The organism is Pseudomonas sp. P106(2024), assembly GCF_057480815.1.
Genome location: NZ_JBLIYU010000015.1, coordinates 32458 through 51811, shown reverse-complemented (window position 1 = coordinate 51811; position 19354 = coordinate 32458). Strand labels below are relative to the sequence as shown.

Genomic DNA, 19354 nt, shown 5'->3' with positions numbered 1-19354 from the left:
GAGGATTATACCCGAACCTGGACCTCACGCGCCAGATGAGGTCGGGTTTTGTGCTGGAACATTGCGTCTGAGCAGTTCGCGAAGCTTGGCGGTTTCTTCCCCGTCCAACTCGATTTGACGCGATTTTCTGATCAAATGTTCCAAGATGCGCTCGCGCTGGCGAGCTGACAAACTAGTTATAGTGTCGAAAAACTGTTGTTCAAGGTTGTCGGCATCGATCAACCATTCCTTTTCCGCCAGGGCGCGCAGCAGGCGGCCCTGCTCGGTGCCGTGCCAGCGTGCGATCAGCTGCATTGAGCTTAGCTTAGGATTTTTCTGCGCGGCCTCGATCAGCGCCACCAGCAGCTGGCTGTACATCTGCTCTTCGTCGGCGAAGTGGCTGGCGTCCTCGACCTTGCCGGCCAGCAGCGGGTGGTGCAGCAAGGTGCGCAGGGCCGAGAGTGTCGGCGGTTCGACCGGCGCTGGCACCCGTGGCGGGGCTTCGCCGCGCTGGCCGTCGCGCTGCCAGGGCTTGCCGCCTTTCTTGTCCCATGGCTTGCCGTCCCACTGTTTCTTGCTACCGCCTTTGTTTGGCGTCCAGGGACGTTGCTCCTGCTGCTGCGGCGTATAGGCGGGCGGGTAGTGCATGTCGCCATGGTCAGGCGTGTAGCTGGCCATGGCGTCGTAATCGTAGCCGGGGTCGTAGTCCGGCACGCTTGGCGTTGGCGCGCTCTGCGCCAGCTGCTCCATCTGCTGCGGGTCAAGCCCGGTGATGTCCTTCAGGCGGTTGCGCATCAATTGGCGCAGGTTGGCGCCCGGCACTTTCTCGATCAGCGGCGCGGCCAGTGTGACCATGTGCGCCTTGCCTTCCAGCGAGCGCGGGTCGGCTTCGTTGCTCAACTGCTCGAAGAAGTAGTCGGCCAAAGGCTGGGCGTGCTGGTTGATGCGGGCCTGGAAGGCGTCGGTGCCTTCGGCGCGCACCAGGCTGTCCGGATCTTCACCCTCGGGCAGGAACAGGAAGCGCGCGCGGCGGCCGTCTTGCAGGCTCGACAGGGTCGCCTCCAGGGCGCGCCAGGCGGCCTTGCGGCCGGCCTGGTCGCCGTCGAAGCAGAACAGCACGCTGGGCACCACGCGGAACAGGCGCTTGAGGTGCTCCTCGCTGGTGGAGGTGCCGAGGGTGGCCACCGCGTTGCGCAGGCCTTGTTGGGCCAGGGCGATGACGTCCATGTAGCCCTCGACCACGATGATCTCGTCGAGGTTGCGGTTGTGCTTGCGCGCCTCGTACAGGCCATACAGCTCCTGGCCCTTGTGGAACACCGGGGTTTCCGGGGAGTTCAGGTACTTGGGCTTGTCGTCGCCCAGTACCCGGCCGCCGAAGGCGATGACCCGGCCACGGCTGTCACGGATCGGGAACATCACCCGATCACGGAAACGGTCGTAGCGCTTGCCGCTCTCGGCGTTCTCGATCAACAGGCCTGCGTCGATCATCACCTTTTGCTGCAACGCGTCGGCGCCCAGGTGCTTGAGCAGGTTGTCCCAGCCCGGCGGGGCGAAGCCCAGGCCGAAGTCGCGGGCGATCTCGCCGGACAGGCCGCGGCCCTTGAGGTAGTCCACTGCCGCCTTGCGAGTGGCATGGCCGCGCAGGGCCTGGCGATAGAACTCGCTGGCTGCTTCTAGCAGCGGGTACAGCGGTGAATCGGTTGGCTGGCGCGGCTTCTGTCCGCGGCGGCCCTCTTCCCGGGGTACCTCCATGCCGGCCGCGCGGGCCAGCTCCTCGACCGCCTGGGGGAAGTCCAGGTTGTCGTGGTCCATGATGAAGCCCAGCGCGTTGCCGCCGGCGCCGCAGCCGAAGCAGTAGTAGAACTGCTTGTCGGGGCTGACGGTGAAGGAGGGGCTCTTTTCCTTGTGGAACGGGCAGCAGGCGGACAGGTTCTTGCCGGTCTTCTTCAGCTGGACGCGCGAACTCACCACATCGACGATGTCGGTGCGGTTGAGAAGGTCATCGATGAAGCTCTGGGGAATCAGCCCGGCCATGGCAGTCTCGTCATCTGGCAACTGGCAAGTCTAAACGCTTGTGCGCGGGTTTGGCGTGGGGTATCTCGCAGGAAGAGGAGTGTGCTCGTCACCAGCCCATGAATGGCTCGTCAGAAAGGACGTGCACGCCTGGTCGAGGACCAGTTCTGACGCGTTGATGCGGGTTGCCCATGGCTTTTGCCGGGGCGCCCAAGGCGCATGGCCAAGGGTTTGAAGCGACCGCTGCCATCAGCCCGGCACGAGGCCGGGCATGGCAGAAGCTTTGCGTAGAACGGCTGTACTTAGTACAGACGAACGGCGCGGCGCTGTTCGCGCTGAACCTTCTTGGCGTGACGCTTTACAGCGGCAGCGGCTTTGCGCTTGCGCTCGGCGGTCGGCTTCTCGTAAAACTCGCGGCTACGAACTTCAGCCAGTACACCGGCTTTTTCGCAGGAGCGCTTGAAACGACGCAGAGCTACGTCGAAGGGTTCGTTCTCTTTAACTTTGACGGCTGGCATCCAGGGCTACCTTAATTCATTACCGGGGTAGACGTGCTCCTGGCAAAACATAAGGTGTGCTGGAGAACGTCGGTTTTCAAGGGTTGCGGATGTTAACCCTTAGCTGGCCGGAATGCAAAGCCTCTGATCGAAAACCGCTGGTCGGCACCGGACACGGGGACTATCATGCGCGCCTTCGAATTCAGCCTCAACAAGGCACGGACCCATGCTAGTACTGGGATTGGAAACATCCTGCGACGAAACTGGCGTCGCATTATACGACAGCGAGCGCGGCCTGCTGGCCGACGCGCTGTTCAGCCAGATCGACCTGCACCGCGTCTATGGCGGCGTGGTGCCCGAGCTCGCCTCGCGCGACCACGTCAAGCGCATGCTGCCGCTGATTCGCCAGGTGCTGCAGGAAGCCGACTGCGTCGCCACCGAGATCGACGCCATCGCCTACACCGCAGGTCCCGGCCTGGTCGGCGCGCTGCTGGTGGGCGCCTCCTGCGCCCAGGCGCTGGCCTTTGCCTGGGATATTCCGGCGATCGGTGTGCACCATATGGAAGGCCACCTGCTGGCGCCGATGCTCGAGGAGCAGCCGCCGGAATTTCCGTTCGTCGCTTTGTTGGTGTCCGGTGGCCACACCCAGCTGGTGCGCGTCGATGGCATCGGCCAGTACGAGCTGTTGGGCGAGAGCCTGGACGACGCCGCTGGCGAAGCCTTCGACAAGACCGCCAAGCTGATCGGCCTCAATTATCCGGGCGGCCCCGAGATCGCCCGCCTGGCCGAGCAAGGCACGCCCGGGCGCTTCGTGTTCCCGCGGCCGATGTGCGATCGGCCGGGCCTGCAGTTCAGCTTCAGCGGCCTCAAGACCTTCGCCCTGAACACCTGGCAGCAATGCCGCGACGCCGGGGACGACAACGAGCAAACCCGTTGCGACGTGTCGCTGGCGTTCCAGCAGGCGGTGGTGGAGACTCTGACCATCAAGTGCAAGCGTGCGCTCAAGCAGACTGGCCTCAAACGCCTGGTCATCGCCGGTGGCGTGAGCGCCAACAAGGCCTTGCGCGTTTCGCTGGAAGAAATGCTGGCCAGCATCAAGGGCAACGTCTATTACGCCCGTCCACGGTTCTGTACCGACAACGGCGCGATGATCGCCTATGCCGGTTGCCAGCGCCTGTTGGCCGGGCAGCGGCAGGACCTGGCCATCAGCGTGCAGGCGCGCTGGCCGATGGAGCAGTTGCCGGCGGTGTGAAAGGTGCCGGCTTGTGCGGGCGTCTCAGAAATGGCGCTCGCGCCCGGCGAACAGGTCGCGCAGGTTGCTGCGGTGGCGCCAGACGATCAGGATCGTCAGTACCGTCATCGGCAGCAGCGCTTCGGGTTCGCGCCAGGCCAGCAGCGGCAGCGTCAATGGCGTGGCGATCAACGCCGCCAGCGAGCTGGTGCGGGTGAGGTAGAAGGTCAGCAGCCAGGCGCCGATGGCCAGCAGCGCGGCGGGAAAGTACAACGCCATGAGCATGCCGGCGGCAGTGGCCACGCCCTTGCCGCCCTGGAAACGGAAGTACACCGGGAACAGATGGCCGAGCACCGCGCAGATGCCGACCCAGGCCTGCTCCTGCTGGTCGAGCCCGGCCAGGCGGGCCAGCAGTACTGGCAACATGCCCTTGCACAGGTCGCCGAGCAGCGTCAGGATCGCCAGTTTGCGGCCGGCCAGGCGTAGCATGTTGGTCGCGCCGGCATTGCCCGAGCCGCTGGAGCGCGGGTCGGGGCTGCCGCTGAGGCGGCTCAGGACGATGGCGAAGGACAGAGAGCCGAGCAGGTAGGCAAGCAGCGCCAGTGACCAAAACATGCTAACTATTCCGGGCGAGGACGCCCTGATTCTAACGGCGCCCGTCGCCCTTGTCGTGCTGTGGAGAGAAGTGCTTGGACAGAGTGTTCATCGAAGGCCTGGAAGTCGATACCGTCATCGGTGCCTATGACTGGGAGCGGGATATTCGCCAATGCCTGCGCCTTGACCTGAGTTTCGCCTGGGACAACCGCCCGGCGGCGGCCGGTGACGACCTGTCGCTGGCCCTGGACTACGCCAGTGTCTCGGCGCGCGTCCAGGCCTTCGCCGAGCAGGCGCGCTTCGAACTGGTGGAGACCTTTGCCGAGCGTCTGGTGGCCGTACTGATGGAAGAGTTCAAGATCCCGTGGGTGCGGCTGAAACTGACCAAGCCGGGTGCGGTGCCTGCGGCCCGGGGCGGCGTTGGCGTGGAGATCGAGCGCGGATGTCTCTGAGTACCGTATATCTCGGGCTGGGTAGCAACATCGACCGCGAGCGGCACCTGTGCGCCGGGCTCGATGCCCTGGCTGCGATACTCATCGACATGCGTTGCTCGCCGGCGTTCGAAAGCCAGGCAGTGGGTATCAAGAGCGGGCCATTCATCAACTTCGTGGTGACCGGCAAGACCGACCTGCCGCTGCTGGAGCTGGACCGCCGGCTGAAGTTCATCGAAGCGGAAAATGGCCGCTACGCACCCGACCGCAAGGGCCTTCCGCTGGATATCGACGTGCTGCTGTACGACGATCTGCATGGCACCTTCAACGGCTTGGTGCTGCCGCGGGCGGAGATCCTGAAGAACGCGTTCGTGCTGTGGCCCTTGTCTTTGCTGGCGCCCCAACGGGTGCACCCTGGGGTCGGCAAGCCCATGGCGCAGTTGTGGGAAGAGGCGAGCATCGATCAGGTACTGGCGCCGGTGCCGTTCGAGTGGCGTGGGCTGCAGCTCACGCAGGTCTGAGCCGCACTTGCGATCGCGGAGCAAGCCCTCTTCCACCAATCGGACTTGCTCCCTGCGATGGGCTCACTGCTGCGTGTAGGCCTTCAGCGCCTCAAGCCTTTGCGCCTTCAGCGCCTCCCCCAAGGCTTGGCCGGTCAGCCCCTGTTGCACAAGCGGCTTCACATCCACGGCCCGAGCCGCCGCAGCTGCATCGCGCAGATACCTGCCTTGTGGATAACTCGAGTCCACTGCCGCCATTTCACACGCGGCAATGAAGTCGTCGAAACGCTGCGGCCGACGATACACATCAAACTTCTGCAGCATTTCCAGCAGGCTTGTCGGCTCAAGTGCCAGAGCTTGATCGGCCTGTTCGGCGAACTCCCCCACCAGTATCGCCAGTTCCTGGCATTCGCGTGGGACCTTGAAGCGCTGGTTGAGTGCTTTGATCGCCGTTGATTCCAATCCGCGCAGCAGGCAAGCCCAACGCACAGGCAGGGATTGCTGGTGCCTGGCCGCCTGGTGCAGTGCAGTCAGTGTATCGGTGCCGTGCTCCAGCTCTGGCATCAGCTCTTTCAGTGCGCCGCAACTGCGCAGCACCTCGACGAACACCTGTGGCTCGTTTTCCATCAATGCCCGTTCGATCTCCTTCCAGCTGCGTTCGGCAGTAAGCGCCTGCAGTTCGCCCGACTCGGCGATCTGCCGCATGAGGGCAAGGGTTTCGTCGGCCACCTCGAAACCCAGAGGTGCATAGCGCGTCGCAAAGCGCGCAACACGCAACACTCGCAGTGGATCTTCTGCGAATGCCGGGGAAACATGGCGAAGGATTCGGTTATCCAGGTCTGCCTTGCCGTGGTAGGGGTCGTACAGCTGGCCGTGTTCGTCCTCGGCCATGGCGTTGATGGTCAGGTCGCGGCGAATCAGGTCTTCTTCGAGGGTGACGTCGGGGCTTGCGTGGAAGGTGAAACCGCCATAACCGCGCCCGCTCTTGCGCTCGGTGCGGGCCAGGGCGTACTCCTCACCGGACCTGGGGTGAAGAAAAACCGGAAAATCCGCGCCCACCGGGCGGTAGCCCAGGGCCTGCATCTGTTCGACGCTGGCGCCAACCACCAGCCAGTCGACGTCGCTGACCGGACGGCCGAGCAGGCGGTCACGCACAGCGCCGCCAACCTTGTAGATCTGCATGTGAAACCTCCATTTCTGCCGACAGGATACCCTGTCGGCAGAAATGGAGGTGTGTGATGGCTAGAGGTGGTGTACCACGGCCAGGTCCATGCGTCCGTAGTCGCCGGCATCGCTGTGCTCGCTGCGCGGTGGCATGTGGTGGGTCTTCATCACCTGATCGCCCTGCACGGTCTCCAGGTGAATGTCGAAGCCCCACAGGCGGTGCAGGTGCTTGAGCACCTCCTCGGTGGAGTCGCCCAGGGGTTTGCGGTTGTGCTGCTGGTGGCGCAAGGTCAGCGAGCGGTCGCCACGCCGGTCGATGCTCCAGATCTGCACGTTGGGCTCGCGGTTGCCCAGGTTGTACTGCGCGGCCAGCTGCTCGCGGATGGTGCGGTAGCCGTCCTCGTCATGGATCGCCGGCACCAGCAGGTCGTCGCGCTGGTCGTCGTCGAGGATGCTGAACAGCTTGAGGTCACGCATCACCTTGGGTGACAGGTACTGCAGGATGAAGCTCTCATCCTTGAAGCTGCTCATGGCGAACTTGATCGTCGACAGCCAGTCGCTGCCGGCGATGTCCGGGAACCAGCGGCGATCCTCCTCGGTAGGGTGCTCGCACATGCGGCGGATGTCGGTGTACATGGCAAAGCCCAGAGCATAGGGGTTGATACCGCTGTAATACGGGCTGTCGAAGCCTGGCTGGAACACCACGCTGGTGTGCGACTGCAGAAACTCCATCATGAAGCCTTCGGTGATCAGCCCCTCGTCGTAGAGGTCGTTCATCAGGGTGTAGTGCCAGAAGGTCGCCCAGCCTTCGTTCATCACCTGGGTTTGGCGCTGCGGGTAGAAATACTGGGCGATCTTGCGCACGATGCGCACCACTTCGCGCTGCCAGGGCTCCAGCAGCGGGGCGTGCTTCTCGATGAAGTAGAGGATGTTCTCCTGGGGTTCTGCCGGGAAGCGCGCGTCGTCTTTCTCGCCGCCCTTTTCGGCGCCCTTGGGGATGGTGCGCCAGAGGTCGTTGATCTGCCGTTGCAGGTGCTCTTCGCGCTCCTTCTGCCGGCGGCGTTCTTCCTCGGCGGAAATGGGGTAGGGGCGCTTGTAGCGGTCCACGCCGTAGTTCATCAGGGCATGGCAGGAGTCGATCAGGTCCTCGACGGCATCGATGCCGTGGCGCTCCTCGCATTGGGCGATGTACTGCTTGGCGAACACCAGGTAATCGATGATCGAGCTGGCGTCGGTCCAGGTGCGGAACAGGTAGTTGCCCTTGAAGAAGCTGTTGTGGCCGTAGCAGGCGTGGGCGATCACCAGTGCCTGCATGCACATGGTGTTCTCTTCCATCAGGTAGGCGATGCACGGATCGGAGTTGATCACGATCTCGTAGGCCAGGCCCATCTGGCCACGGCTGTAGGACTTCTCGGTACTGAGGAACTGCTTGCCGTAGGACCAGTGGTGATAGCCCAGCGGCATGCCCACCGAGGCGTAGGCGTCCATCATCTGCTCGGCGGTGATCACTTCGATCTGGTTGGGGTAGGTGTCCAGGGCGTAGCGGGCGGCCAGGCGACTGATCTCGCGGTCGTAGGTCTGGATCAGCTCGAACGTCCATTCGGAACCGGTGGAAATGGGCTGGCGTCTCTGCTCTCTGGCGGTCATGTGGCTAACCTGCGCTGGAAGAGTTCACGGAAGACCGGGTAGATGTCGCCGGCCGATACCAACTGCTGCTGGGCGAAGGTGTCGGGGAACGCCTCGCCGATGCGCTCGTATTCGTACCACAGCGCCTGGTGTTCGCGTGGGGTGATCTCGACATAAGTGTAGTACTGCACGTGCTGCATGATCTGATTGGCGAGAATGTCGCGGCAGATCGGCGAGTCGTCGTTCCAGTTGTCGCCGTCCGAGGCCTGGGCGGCGTAGATATTCCAGTCACTGGCCGGGTAACGCTCGGCCATGATTTCCTGCATCAGCTTGAGCGCGCTGGAGACGATGGTGCCGCCGGTCTCGCGGGAATAGAAGAACTCTTCCTCGTCCACTTCGCGGGCGCTGGTGTGATGGCGGATGAACACGACCTCGATGCGGTCGTAGTTCCGCTTGAGGAACAGGTACAGCAGGATGAAGAAGCGCTTGGCGATGTCCTTGGTGGCCTGGGTCATGGAGCCGGACACGTCCATCAGGCAGAACATCACCGCCTTGGAGCTGGGGTTGGGCTGCTTGACCAGCAGGTTGTACTTCAGGTCGAAGGTGTCGAGAAACGGCAGGCGGTTGATGCGCGCCTTTAGGCGTTCGATCTCGCTCTCGGTGTCCTGGATGTCGGTGAAGTTGTCCGGTTCCTCGACCTTGAGCCGCTCCAGTTCCTTTTGCGCCTCGCGCAACAGGGCACGGCTGCTGCCGGTCAGGGCGATGCGCCGGGCGTGGGCAGAGCGCAGGGTGCGCACGATGTTGATGCGCGACGGGTTGCCCTCGTTGGCAATGCCTGCGCGCACGGTCTTGAAGGTGTCGGCCCCGGTCAGGTGGCGCTTGACCAGGTTGGGCAGCTCCAGGTCCTCGAACATGAATTCGAGGAATTCTTCCTGGGTGATCTGGAACACGAAGTCGTCCATGCCCTCGCCGGAGTTGCCCGCCTTGCCGCGGCCACCGCCACCGCCGCCACCTTGTGGCCGGGCGATGTGTTCGCCGGCGGTGAATTCCTTGTTGCCGGGATGGACGATGGTCTGCTTGCCGCCGCGACCGTGGTGCAGCACGGGTTCATCGATGTCGCGACCCGGGATGCTGATCTGTTCGCCATGCTCCATGTCCATGATGGAGCGGCGACTCACGGCCTCTTCGACGGCCTTCTTGATGTGTTCACGGTAACGCCGCAGGAAGCGCTGGCGGTTGACCGTGCTCTTGTTCTTGCCGTTCAGGCGTCGGTCGATTACGTAGCTCATGGTCCCTCCGGTAGCTGGGAACAGCTGCACGCTTCAAGCTACGAGCTGCACGTAAAAGCAGCCGCCGCCGCCCGGGCTGGCAAGGCCAGCCTCGGACGCACGGCGTGTAGCGTGTCGCTTTATTGCGATTTCCTGACCCGCAGGTACCATTCCGACAGCAGTCGAACCTGCTTGTCGGTGTAGCCACGCTCCACCATCCGGGTGACGAAGTCGTTGTGCTTCTGTTGATCCTCCTTGCTGGCCTTGGCGTTGAAACTGATGACCGGCAGCAGGTCCTCTGTGTTGGAGAACATCTTCTTCTCGATCACCACCCGCAGCTTCTCGTAGCTGAGCCAGCTGGGGTTCTTGCCGTTGTTGTTGGCCCGGGCGCGCAGCACGAAGTTGACGATCTCGTTGCGGAAGTCCTTCGGATTGCTGATGCCGGCTGGCTTCTCGATCTTCTCCAGCTCCTCGTTGAGGGCGATGCGGTTGAGGATCTCGCCGGTTTCCGGGTCGCGGTATTCCTGGTCCTGGATCCAGAAGTCGGCGTACAGCACATAGCGGTCGAAGATGTTCTGGCCGTATTCGCTGTAGGACTCCAGGTAGGCGGTCTGGATCTCCTTGCCGATGAACTCGATGTAGCGCGGTGCCAGGTATTCCTTCAGGTAGCGCAGGTAGCGCTCGCGCACCTCGGCCGGGAACTGCTCCTGCTCGATCTGCTGCTCCAGCACATACAGCAGGTGCACCGGGTTGGCCGCCACCTCGTGAGGGTCGAAGTTGAACACCTTGGAGAGGATCTTGAAGGCGAAGCGGGTCGACAGGCCGTTCATGCCCTCGTCGACGCCCGCGGCGTCGCGGTACTCCTGGATCGACTTGGCTTTCGGGTCGGTGTCCTTGAGGTTCTCGCCGTCGTACACGCGCATCTTCGAGTAGATGTTGGAGTTCTCGGGCTCTTTCAGGCGCGAGAGCACGGTGAACTGGGCCAGCATCTTCAAAGTGTCAGGCGCGCAATGGGCCTTGGCCAGGGAGCTGTTGACCAGCAGCTTGTCGTAGATCTTGATCTCGTCACTGACGCGCAGGCAGTACGGCACCTTGACGATGTAGATCCGGTCGATGAAGGCCTCGTTGTTCTTGTTGTTGCGGAAGGTATGCCACTCCGATTCGTTGGAGTGGGCCAGCAGGATCCCGGAGTAGGGGATCGCGCCCAACCCCTCGGTGCTATTGTAGTTGCCTTCCTGGGTCGCGGTGAGCAACGGGTGCAGGACCTTGATCGGCGCCTTGAACATCTCGACGAATTCCATCAGGCCCTGGTTGGCCCGGCACAGCGCGCCCGAATAGCTGTAGGCGTCGGCGTCGTTCTGCGGGAATTCCTCGAGCTTGCGGATATCCACCTTGCCCACCAGGGCCGAGATGTCCTGGTTGTTCTCGTCGCCCGGCTCGGTCTTGGCGATGGCGATCTGGTTGAGGATGGACGGGTAGAGCTTGACCACCCTGAACTTGCTGATGTCGCCGCCGAATTCCTGCAGGCGCTTGGTGGCCCAGGGCGACATGATGGTGTTGAGGTAGCGGCGCGAGATGCCGTATTCCTCTTCGAGGATCTGGCCGTCCTCGGCGGCGTTGAACAGGCCCAGGGGCGATTCGAACACCGGCGAGCCCTTGATGGCGTAGAACGGCACCTTCTCCATCAGCTGCTTGAGTTTCTCGGCCAGCGACGATTTACCGCCGCCCACCGGGCCCAGCAGGTAGAGGATCTGTTTCTTCTCTTCCAGGCCTTGGGCGGCGTGGCGGAAGTAGGAGACGATCTGGTCGATGCACTCTTCCATGCCATGGAAGTCGGCAAAGGCCGGATAACGACGGATCACCTTGTTGGAGAAGATCCGCGACAGCCTGGAGTTGCTTGAGGTGTCGATCAGCTCTGGTTCGCCGATGGCCAGCAACAGCCGCTCGGCCGCCGAGGCATAGGCACTGCGATCCTCTTTGCACAGCTCGAGGTACTCCTGCAGCGAAAGTTCTTCCTGGCGGGTGGACTCGAAACGTTGTTGGAAGTGGCTAAAAATGCTCATGACGTCACCTCGCTCGATACGTGGAGACGACGCCGGATCAGTCAGCTGATGCTGGCATGCAACCGGGCTCGCCGATTGCTGTATACCCCCCAGAACACCTTGGAACGCTACCGATGACCCGCACGCCGGTGTACCGGCTCTCCCCTTTTTTGGATGGCCTGGGCTTAAGGATAGTTGGTTATACGCAAGGTCAAGGGCAGGGAGCCGAGAAGACGCCTGCGACCGTTCGTCAGGTCGGGCGCAAGCCCGCGCCGAGCGCGGGCTGGAGGAAAAATGAAAAAATTATTCGGCGCTGCCCTGGGCGGTTTCCGCCGGGTAGGTGTTGCGCCACAGCTCGAAGCCACCATCGATGCTGTAGACGTTGGAGAAGCCCTGGCCGACCAGGTAGGCGGCGGCGCTTTGGCTGGAATTGCCGTGGTAGCAGACAACCAGTGTAGGCGCGTCCGGGTCGGCGTTGCGGATGAAATCGGCAACCGAGTGATTATCCAGATGAGTGGCGCCGGCGATATGCCCGGCGGCAAAGGCCTGCGGGTCGCGAATGTCGACCACGACCGCGCCTTGCGCACGCAATTCGAGGGCTTGCTCGGGGGTAATGCGCTTGAATTCGCTCATGGGTGCGGTTCCTTCAGGGATGTTCATTGAGTGGCGCCGGCGGGCGCGGGGTGCCTTCGCGGGTGCAGTCGCAGCGGTGGAGTTCACCACTGTCGACATTGTACAGGGTCATCGCGCCGCCCCAGACGCAGCCGGTGTCCAGGGCGATCACGCCGGGCACGTCGACACGGCCTTCGAGGGCGGCCCAGTGGCCGAAGAGAATCTTCACATGGCGCGAGCGACGGTCCGGGTGGGCAAACCACGGCTTATAGCCCTTGGGGGCGCTGTCGGCGCCCTCCTTGGTCTTGAGGTCGAGCTTGCCGGCGGCGGTGCAGAAGCGCATGCGGGTGAAGTAGTTGGTGATCACCCGCAGGCGTTCGACGCCGGCCAGGTCCTTGCTCCACTTGTTCGGCTCGTTGCCGTACATGCCGTCCAGGTACAGCTTCAGGCGGCTGTCGTCGCGCAGCACTTCCTCGACCTCGGCCGCCAGCTCCAGCGCTTTGCCCAGGGTCCATTGCGGCGGGATGCCAGCATGGACCATGGCGATGCCACGGACTTCGTCGTAGTGCAGCAGCTTCTGTTGGCGCAGCCAGTCCAAGAGCTGGTCGGCGTCCGGGGCTTCGATGATCTCGCGCAGGGTGTCGCTTTTCTTAAGCCGCTCGACGTTGTGTCCGGCCGCCAGCAGGTGCAGGTCGTGATTGCCCAGCACGCAGACCAGCGCCTGGCGGATCGAATAGAGGTAGCGCAGGGTTTCGAGGGACTCGGGGCCGCGGTTGACCAGGTCGCCCACCAGCCAAAGACGGTCGACCGACGGGTTGAAGCGCACGCGTTCGAGCAGGCACTTGAGCGGTTGTAGGCAGCCTTGCAGGTCGCCGACGGCATAGGTGGCCATCAGTGCAGGGCCCCAGGCACGGCAAGGCGGAATGGGGCAATTGTGGCGTCGAAGCGCTTGCCGTCTTCGGCGAACATCTGGTAGCTGCCCTGCATGGTGCCGACGCGGGTGCTGATGACCGCGCCGCTGCTGTAGGTGTGGCTTTGGCCGGGCTCGATCAGCGGCTGCTGGCCAATCACGCCGGCGCCACGCACTTCCTCGACTTCGCCGTCACCGTTGGTGATCAGCCAGTGGCGGGACATCAGCTTGGCGGTGACCGTGCCGTTGTTCTGTACGGTGATGGTGTAGGCGAAGGCGAAACGGCTGCTTTCGGGGTCGGATTGTTCTTTGAGGTAGCGGGTCACGACGCTGACGTCGATCTGATAGCGGGGGTCGGACATGCAAAGGCCTTGGGCGAACTGACGCAATAACGCAGTCTAGGCCATTGGCGGGGGTGGTGGCCAGTTATCACTGACCGCGGGGCAAGCCCGCTCCCACGCAGAGAGCGGGCGCGTGGTCAGCCCTGCTGTTCGGCCAGCTTGTCGGCCAGGCGCACGAAGGCGGCCAGGTCCAGCTGTTCGGGGCGCAGGCTGCCGTCGACGCCGGCGGCTTCGATGGCCGCGCTGTCGAGCAGGCCTTTCAGGGTGTTGCGCAGGGTCTTGCGGCGCTGGTTGAACGCCTCGCGTACTACCTGTTCCAGCAGCCGTGCATCCTTGGCCGGGTGTGGCAGCACTGCGTGCGGCACCAGGCGGACGATGGCCGAGTCCACCTTCGGCGGCGGATTGAAGGCGCCAGGGCCAACGTTGAACAGGTGCTCGACCCGGCAGTGGTACTGCACCATGATCGACAAACGGCCCCAGTCACCGCCACCCGGGCCTGCAGCCATGCGCTCGACCACTTCCTTTTGCAGCATGAAGTGCATGTCGCGGATCAGCCCGGCATGGCTGAGCAGGTGGAAGATCAGCGGGGTGGAGATGTTGTAGGGCAGGTTGCCGACCACCTTGAGGCTGCGCTCAGGCACGCCCAGCTGGTTGAAGTCGAACTTCAGGGCATCGCCCTGGTGCAGGCGGAAGTTGTCGCGCCCGGCGAACTTGTGTTGCAGGATCGGCACCAGGTCTTTGTCCAGCTCCACCACGTCCAGCTGTGCGCCGCTACCCAGCAGGCCCTCGGTCAGGGCGCCCTGGCCGGGGCCGATCTCCAGCAGGTGTTCGCCGGCCTTGGCGTTGATCGCCCGCAGGATGCGATCGATGATTCCGGCGTCGTGCAGGAAGTTCTGGCCGAAGCGCTTGCGCGCCCGGTGTTGATAGTGCTCGGTCATGGTCGGTTCTCGGCCATCTGGTAGGCGGTTTCCAATGCGACGCGCAGGCTGCCGGTGTCGATCCGGCCGGTGCCGGCCAAGTCCAGGGCGGTGCCGTGGTCGACCGAGGTACGGATGATCGGCAGGCCCAGCGTCACGTTGACCGCGGCGCCAAAGCCCTTGTACTTGAGTACGGGCAGGCCTTGGTCGTGGTACATCGCCAGCACCGCGTCGCAGTGCTCCAGATATTTGGGGGTAAACAGGGTATCGGCCGGCAGCGGACCGTGCAGGTCCATGCCTTCGGCGCGCAGGCGCTGCAGCACCGGCTCGATGATGTCGATTTCTTCGCGGCCCAGGTGGCCGCCTTCTCCGGCATGCGGATTGAGCCCGCAGACCAGGATGCGTGGGTTGGCGATGCCGAACTTGTCGCGCATGTCCGCATGCAGGATGCGGGTGACGCGCTCCAGGCGTTCGCCAGTGATGGCGTCGGCGATATCGCGCAGGGGCAGGTGGGTGGTCACCAGGGCCACGCGCAATCCTCGGGTGGCCAGCATCATCACCACTTGCGCGGTGTGGGTGAGGTCGGCGAGGAATTCGGTGTGCCCGGAGAAGGCGATCCCGCTCTCGTTGATCACACCCTTGTGCACGGGGGCGGTGATCATCCCGGCGAACTGCCCGTCGAGGCAGCCCTGGCCGGCCCGGGTCAGTGTCTCCAGGACGAACGCGGCGTTGGCCTTGTCCAGCTGCCCGGCCAGCACCGGGTTGGCCAGTGGCGTGTCCCAGACGTACAGGCTGCCGGCGGGGGCTGGCAGGCTGGGGAAACTGTCGGGGGTGACGGGTCGCAGGCTGACGGCCAGCCCCAGCTGCGCGGCCCGCTCGGCGAGCAGGTCACGGCTGGTGATGGCGATCAGGGGGTGGGGCTGGGCCTCGGCGGCGAGCAGCAGGCACAGGTCGGGACCTATGCCGGCCGGCTCGCCGGGCGTGACGGCGAAGCGCTGGGGCTTCACTGGGCGGCCTGGTCAGCGCCAGGCAGCTTGATTTCAACGTAGGCTTCGTCGCGGATCTGGCGCAGCCAGTTCTGCAGCTCTTCGTCGTACTTGCGGTTGCGCAGGACGTTCATGGCCTGCTGCTCGCGCGCCTGCTCGGTGCTGTCGGTGGCGCGGCGGCCCAGCACTTCCAGCACATGCCAGCCGTATTGGGTCTTGAACGGCTTGGTCACCACGCCTTGCTGGGCGTTGGCCATCTGCTCGCGGAACTCCGGCACCAGGCTGTTCGGGTCGACCCAGTTGAGGTCGCCGCCGTTGAGCGCGGAGCCCGGGTCTTCCGAGAAGCTCTTCGCCAGTTCGGCGAAGTCTTCACCGTTCTGGATCCGGTCGTACAGACGCTCGGCCAATTGCTCGGTGGCGGCTTCGCTGCGGATCTCGCTCGGCTTGATCAGGATGTGGCGCACATGCACTTCGTCGCGCAGGATGCTCTCGCTGCCGCCACGCTTCTCCTCGAGTTTGAGGATGATGAAGCCGTTGGGGATGCGGATCGGCTGGGTAATGTCACCAATGGCCATGCTGCTGAGCATCTTGGCAAAGTCAGGTGGCAGCTGGCCGGCCTTGCGCCAGCCCATCTCGCCGCCTTCCAGGGCGTTCTCGCTGGCGGAGCGCTCAATGGCCATCTGACCGAAGTCCTTGCCCTGCCGGAGTTGCTGGTAGACATCGCCGACCTGGCGGGCGGCGGCCTGGATGGCTTCCGAGTTGGCGCCTTCCGGGGTCGGGATAAGGATGTTGGCCAGGCGGTACTCTTCCGACATCTGCATCTTGCCCAGGTCCGAGTTGAGGAAGTTCTTCACTTCCTGCTCGGACACCTGGATACGCTCGGCCACGCGACGTTGACGTACGCGGCTGATGACCATCTCGCGCTTGATCTGCTCGCGGGCATCGTCGTACGACAGGCCGTCGTGGGCCAGGGCGGCGCGGAACTGCTCCAGCGACATGCCATTGCGCTGGGCAATGGTGGCGACGGCTTGGTTCAGTTCTTCGTCGGTGATGCGGATGCCCGAGCGCTCGCCGATCTGCAGTTGCAGGTTTTCGACGATCAGGCGCTCCAGTACCTGCTGCTGCAGGGCGGCGGCAGGCGGCACGCCACCACCGCGCTTGGCGATGGTCTGCTGCACTTCGCGCACGCGCTGGTCCAGCTGGCTCTGCATGACCACGTCGTTGTCGACGGTGGCCACGATGCGGTCGATGGGCTGTACCGCGGCATGCACCGCGCCACTCAGCATTGCGGCGCCCAGCATCAGCGGGCGCAGACGATCAATAAGCTTGCTCTTCACGTGTACGGTAACCTTGAATGCCTTGGTCCAGGAACGATTCGACCTTGTTGCCGACTACACCACCGAGCCCTTTGAGCACGATCTGCAGGAAGATGCCGTGGTCGCCCTTCTCGTTGTTCGGGACGGCTTGGCTGAAGTCGTCGTAGTCGATCCAGTAGCGGTTGATCAGACGCAGTTTCCAGCAGCAGTTGTCATATTCGAAACCACCCATCGCTTCAAGGGTGCGGTTGCGGTTGTAGTCATGCTGCCAGCGACCGATCACGCTCCACTGCGGCACGATCGGCCAGATGACCGAGAAATCGTGCTGCTGGATCTTGTAGTAATCCTTGATGTAGTTCGGATCGCCAGGGGTGCCATAGTCACCACCGCCGACTTTCCAGAGGCCAGTCGCCGAATCGTAGGTGATCAGGTCGTTGCGATAGCGATAGCCAAGGTTGACGACCTTGTTCGGATTGTCTTCAGGCTGGTAGTGGAACATAGCGCTGCCCGAGCGGGTGCTGTGGCTGTCCGGATCCCAGTTGAAGTCCGAGTTGAAACGCCAGTCGCGGTTGAAGGCGTACTCGTATTCCAGTGCGTACGGCGAGACATCTGATTTGCTGTCCGCGCGGGTGCGATAGTCGATGCCAGGAAGTTGGACCTTGCGATCCTTGAAGTAGAACGCCTGGCCGATGCTGAAACGCTGGCGCTGGAAGCCATTGTCCTCGATCCAGCGGTTGGTCACGCCCAGCGACAGCTTGTTCTCGTCGCCGATGCGGTCGGTGCCACTGAAGCGGTTGTCGCGGAACAGCGAGGAATAGTTGAACGTGTTCTCGCCCGTGTCGAACAGTGGAATGTCTTTCTGGTCCTTGTACGGAACATAGAGGTAGAACAGCCGCGGTTCGAGGGTCTGGCGGTAGTTCGTACCGAACAGCTGGGTATTGCGGTCGAAGTAGAGGCCACTGTCGACACTGAAGATCGGAATGTCGCGGTTCAACGAGCTGCTGTAGCTGCCGTAGGCGGGGTTCGCTGACTGCGCGATAGCCTGAGCCTTGCCTTGGCTATCCAGGTCCAGGTCGTAGTTGGTGTAGACGTACTTCAACTTCGGCGTGACGAAGCCATAGCTGGCTTGCATCGGCAGGCTGATCGCCGGGGCGAAGTTGAGGCGGGTGCCGTTGGCGCGAGCGATACCGGAAACGTTGTCGTCCAGGCGACGGCCAGGAATACCACCTGCGGAAGTGTCCGGATTGCCGTCCTTGTCCCTTACGAAATCGTTCTTCAGGTCACGGTCGAAGCGCACGGCCTCGGTCTCGTAGCTCAGATCGAAGCCGCCCGGATGGAACGGCAGCATGCCATTGAAGGTGACCTGCGGAAGCTTGTCGTACGGGGTGATCTGCGAGATGGTCGCCATCTCGTAGGCATGCACGTTCAGGCCTGCGGTATAGCTGTCGCCCCGGTAGGTCAGTGTGCCGCGTTGGTTCAGGACGTCCCGGCTCTCTACGCCGATCTGGTCGGTTTCCAGGTCCTGGAAGTAGAACGGATCGCTGATGTCGGTGTAATCCACCTCGGTCATCAGGCGCTCGTCCAGGCCGCCCTTGTGCTGCCAGTTGACCATCCAGCGATCTTTCTTGTAATCGGTCTGCTTCTCGCGGTCGTCGTCCTGATCGCTCAGGAAACCACCGCCGAACTGGCCTTCGCTGGACTTGGTCAGGTAGCGGAACTCACCTTCCATCAGCATGCCGCGCTTGGCCATGTAGCGCGGGTACAACGTGGCGTCGTAGTTAGGCGCCAAGTTGAAGTAGTACGGGGTGACCAGCATGAAGCCGGTGTCGCTGCTGGAGCTGAACGATGGCGGCAGGAAGCCGGACTGGCGACGGTCGTCGATCGGGAAGTAGATGTACGGTGTGTAGAACACCGGGAAATCCTTGACCCGCAGCGTCACGTTGGTCGCGGTGCCGAAGCCGGTGGCCGGGTTCAGGGTGATGTTGTTGCCCTTGAGCTGCCACGCGTTGCTGCCCGGCTCACAGGTGGTATAGGTACCGTCCTTGAGGCGGATGATGGCGTTCTCGGCGCGCTTGGCGTACAGCGCGTTGCCGCGGATGTGCGACTTGTGCATCACGTATTCGGCGTTGTCGACCCGGGCTTCGCCGGTGTCGAGCTGGATCTGCGCCTCGTCACCGACCACCAGCGAGCCGTTGTCGCGGATCTTGACGTTGCCCTTGAGCTCGCCCCGGTTCTCGGCCTGATACAGGTTGGCCTCATCGGCCTCGGCCTGCATGCTGCCCTGGCGCATGACCACGTCACCGGCGAGGGTGGCGATCTGCTGCTCCTGCTGGTACTTGGAGACCTTGGCGTTGATGTAGGTGGGCGACTCGTCCTTGGGCGTGGAGTCGTTCATGCCCGGGCGGGTCGGCTCGATGTAGGCGCCGCCGCAGTACGGGCCGGTCTCGGCCAGCTGCGCAGCGGTGAGCTTCTCGCGCGGGACCCAGTCCAGGTGGCTGTAGTCTTCGCTGCGCGACTTCAGGCCGCGGCCCTTGGCCTCGGTGACCAGCATCGGCTTCTCGGCCTCGGTCGCGGCGACTTCGCCAGGCGCTTCGGCGCCCGAGCTGGCAGCGGCTGCGCCCGGATGAACCGGGCGCGGAGGCAGGTTGGCGGCGGTCTTGGGCTTGCAGTCCCAGCCACCGGCGGCGGACACTTGGCAGTCGAACTGCTCGGCCGCCACCACGTACGACGTGGCCAGGGGTTGCAGGGCCAGCAGACCGCCAGTCACCAACAACGGAAACTTCCTACGAAACGCGGGGGATTTCAATGCCATCTTATTAGTCCGGGCTTCCTGCGTGCCATCTGCCCGCGTGTGGGGGCCGCACGCCTCTCGATGGTCTGAAAAAGATGCTGGATAATAAAGCATGACCCGCTTGACGGCTAGGGCC

Annotated in this window: 17 protein-coding genes; 3 read left to right on the top strand and 14 right to left on the bottom strand. The window is 63.4% G+C overall.

Annotation, left to right across the window (positions count from 1 at the left end; all coding sequences use genetic code 11):
- Positions 1–24: 24 nt before the first annotated feature.
- Together dnaG and rpsU are read right to left on the bottom strand one after the other, a co-directional pair.
- Positions 25–2013, bottom strand: a complete 1989-nt coding sequence (gene dnaG / locus AC25M7_RS20815; protein ID WP_486971408.1) for a DNA primase — start codon at positions 2011–2013, stop codon at positions 25–27.
- Between the two features lie 281 nt (positions 2014–2294).
- On the bottom strand, positions 2295–2510 hold the full coding sequence (rpsU, locus tag AC25M7_RS20810; protein ID WP_003255575.1) for a 30S ribosomal protein S21: 216 nt from the start codon (positions 2508–2510) through the stop codon (positions 2295–2297).
- A 205-nt stretch (positions 2511–2715) separates the two neighbouring features.
- Here rpsU and tsaD point away from each other — a divergent pair, with 205 nt between their 5' ends.
- Complete coding sequence (gene tsaD, locus AC25M7_RS20805; RefSeq protein ID WP_028689043.1) at positions 2716–3741, top strand: tRNA (adenosine(37)-N6)-threonylcarbamoyltransferase complex transferase subunit TsaD; 1026 nt, start codon at positions 2716–2718, stop codon at positions 3739–3741.
- 24 nt (positions 3742–3765) lie between these two features.
- Here tsaD and plsY read toward each other — a convergent pair whose 3' ends face one another.
- On the bottom strand, positions 3766–4335 hold the full coding sequence (gene plsY, locus AC25M7_RS20800) for a glycerol-3-phosphate 1-O-acyltransferase PlsY (protein ID WP_028689042.1): 570 nt from the start codon (positions 4333–4335) through the stop codon (positions 3766–3768).
- A 74-nt stretch (positions 4336–4409) separates the two neighbouring features.
- On the opposite strand from plsY, the gene folB reads away from it, so the two are divergent.
- Entirely contained in the window at positions 4410–4766 is a 357-nt protein-coding gene (gene folB / locus AC25M7_RS20795) for a dihydroneopterin aldolase (protein WP_028689041.1), read from the top strand.
- Positions 4757–5266 (top strand): 2-amino-4-hydroxy-6-hydroxymethyldihydropteridine diphosphokinase, encoded by a 510-nt coding sequence (folK, locus tag AC25M7_RS20790; protein WP_028689040.1) that lies wholly within the window; start codon positions 4757–4759, stop codon positions 5264–5266. The genes folB and folK overlap by 10 nt, the downstream gene beginning before the upstream one ends.
- Before the next feature lie 63 nt (positions 5267–5329).
- Here the strand turns inward: folK and AC25M7_RS20785 are convergent, their stop codons facing one another.
- The 11 genes from AC25M7_RS20785 to AC25M7_RS20735 all read right to left on the bottom strand — a co-directional run bounded on the left by AC25M7_RS20785 (position 5330) and on the right by AC25M7_RS20735 (position 19239).
- Positions 5330–6427 carry a tRNA nucleotidyltransferase/poly(A) polymerase-related protein gene (locus tag AC25M7_RS20785; RefSeq protein ID WP_028689039.1) on the bottom strand — a complete coding sequence of 366 codons (1098 nt, stop codon included), beginning with the start codon at positions 6425–6427 and terminating at the stop codon, positions 5330–5332.
- Positions 6428–6487: 60 nt separating this feature from the next.
- Positions 6488–8056: a SpoVR family protein gene (locus tag AC25M7_RS20780; protein ID WP_028689038.1), complete on the bottom strand. Its 1569-nt coding sequence runs from the start codon at positions 8054–8056 to the stop codon at positions 6488–6490.
- Positions 8053–9324 carry a YeaH/YhbH family protein gene (locus AC25M7_RS20775; RefSeq protein WP_028689037.1) on the bottom strand — a complete coding sequence of 424 codons (1272 nt, stop codon included), beginning with the start codon at positions 9322–9324 and terminating at the stop codon, positions 8053–8055. The genes AC25M7_RS20780 and AC25M7_RS20775 overlap by 4 nt, the downstream gene beginning before the upstream one ends.
- 119 nt (positions 9325–9443) lie before the next feature.
- Positions 9444–11366 (bottom strand): PrkA family serine protein kinase, encoded by a 1923-nt coding sequence (locus AC25M7_RS20770; RefSeq protein ID WP_028689036.1) that lies wholly within the window; start codon positions 11364–11366, stop codon positions 9444–9446.
- A 282-nt stretch (positions 11367–11648) separates the two neighbouring features.
- The gene (glpE, locus tag AC25M7_RS20765; protein ID WP_486971407.1) at positions 11649–11978 is read right to left on the bottom strand and encodes a thiosulfate sulfurtransferase GlpE; all 330 of its coding nucleotides are present in this window, start codon (positions 11976–11978) and stop codon (positions 11649–11651) included.
- Between the two features lie 13 nt (positions 11979–11991).
- Positions 11992–12849 carry a symmetrical bis(5'-nucleosyl)-tetraphosphatase gene (locus tag AC25M7_RS20760; protein ID WP_069016567.1) on the bottom strand — a complete coding sequence of 286 codons (858 nt, stop codon included), beginning with the start codon at positions 12847–12849 and terminating at the stop codon, positions 11992–11994.
- Complete coding sequence (gene apaG / locus AC25M7_RS20755) at positions 12849–13229, bottom strand: Co2+/Mg2+ efflux protein ApaG (RefSeq protein ID WP_028689033.1); 381 nt, start codon at positions 13227–13229, stop codon at positions 12849–12851. Before apaG ends, AC25M7_RS20760 begins: the two co-directional genes overlap by 1 nt.
- Positions 13230–13345: 116 nt before the next feature.
- Positions 13346–14146, bottom strand: a complete 801-nt coding sequence (rsmA, locus tag AC25M7_RS20750; RefSeq protein ID WP_028689032.1) for a 16S rRNA (adenine(1518)-N(6)/adenine(1519)-N(6))-dimethyltransferase RsmA — start codon at positions 14144–14146, stop codon at positions 13346–13348.
- On the bottom strand, positions 14143–15132 hold the full coding sequence (gene pdxA, locus AC25M7_RS20745; RefSeq protein WP_486971406.1) for a 4-hydroxythreonine-4-phosphate dehydrogenase PdxA: 990 nt from the start codon (positions 15130–15132) through the stop codon (positions 14143–14145). Before pdxA ends, rsmA begins: the two co-directional genes overlap by 4 nt.
- Positions 15129–16448, bottom strand: a complete 1320-nt coding sequence (locus AC25M7_RS20740) for a peptidylprolyl isomerase (protein ID WP_028689030.1) — start codon at positions 16446–16448, stop codon at positions 15129–15131. The genes pdxA and AC25M7_RS20740 overlap by 4 nt, the downstream gene beginning before the upstream one ends.
- Positions 16429–19239, bottom strand: coding sequence for an LPS-assembly protein LptD (locus AC25M7_RS20735; protein ID WP_486971405.1), 2811 nt, complete (start codon positions 19237–19239; stop codon positions 16429–16431). Before AC25M7_RS20735 ends, AC25M7_RS20740 begins: the two co-directional genes overlap by 20 nt.
- Positions 19240–19354 lie beyond the last annotated feature (115 nt).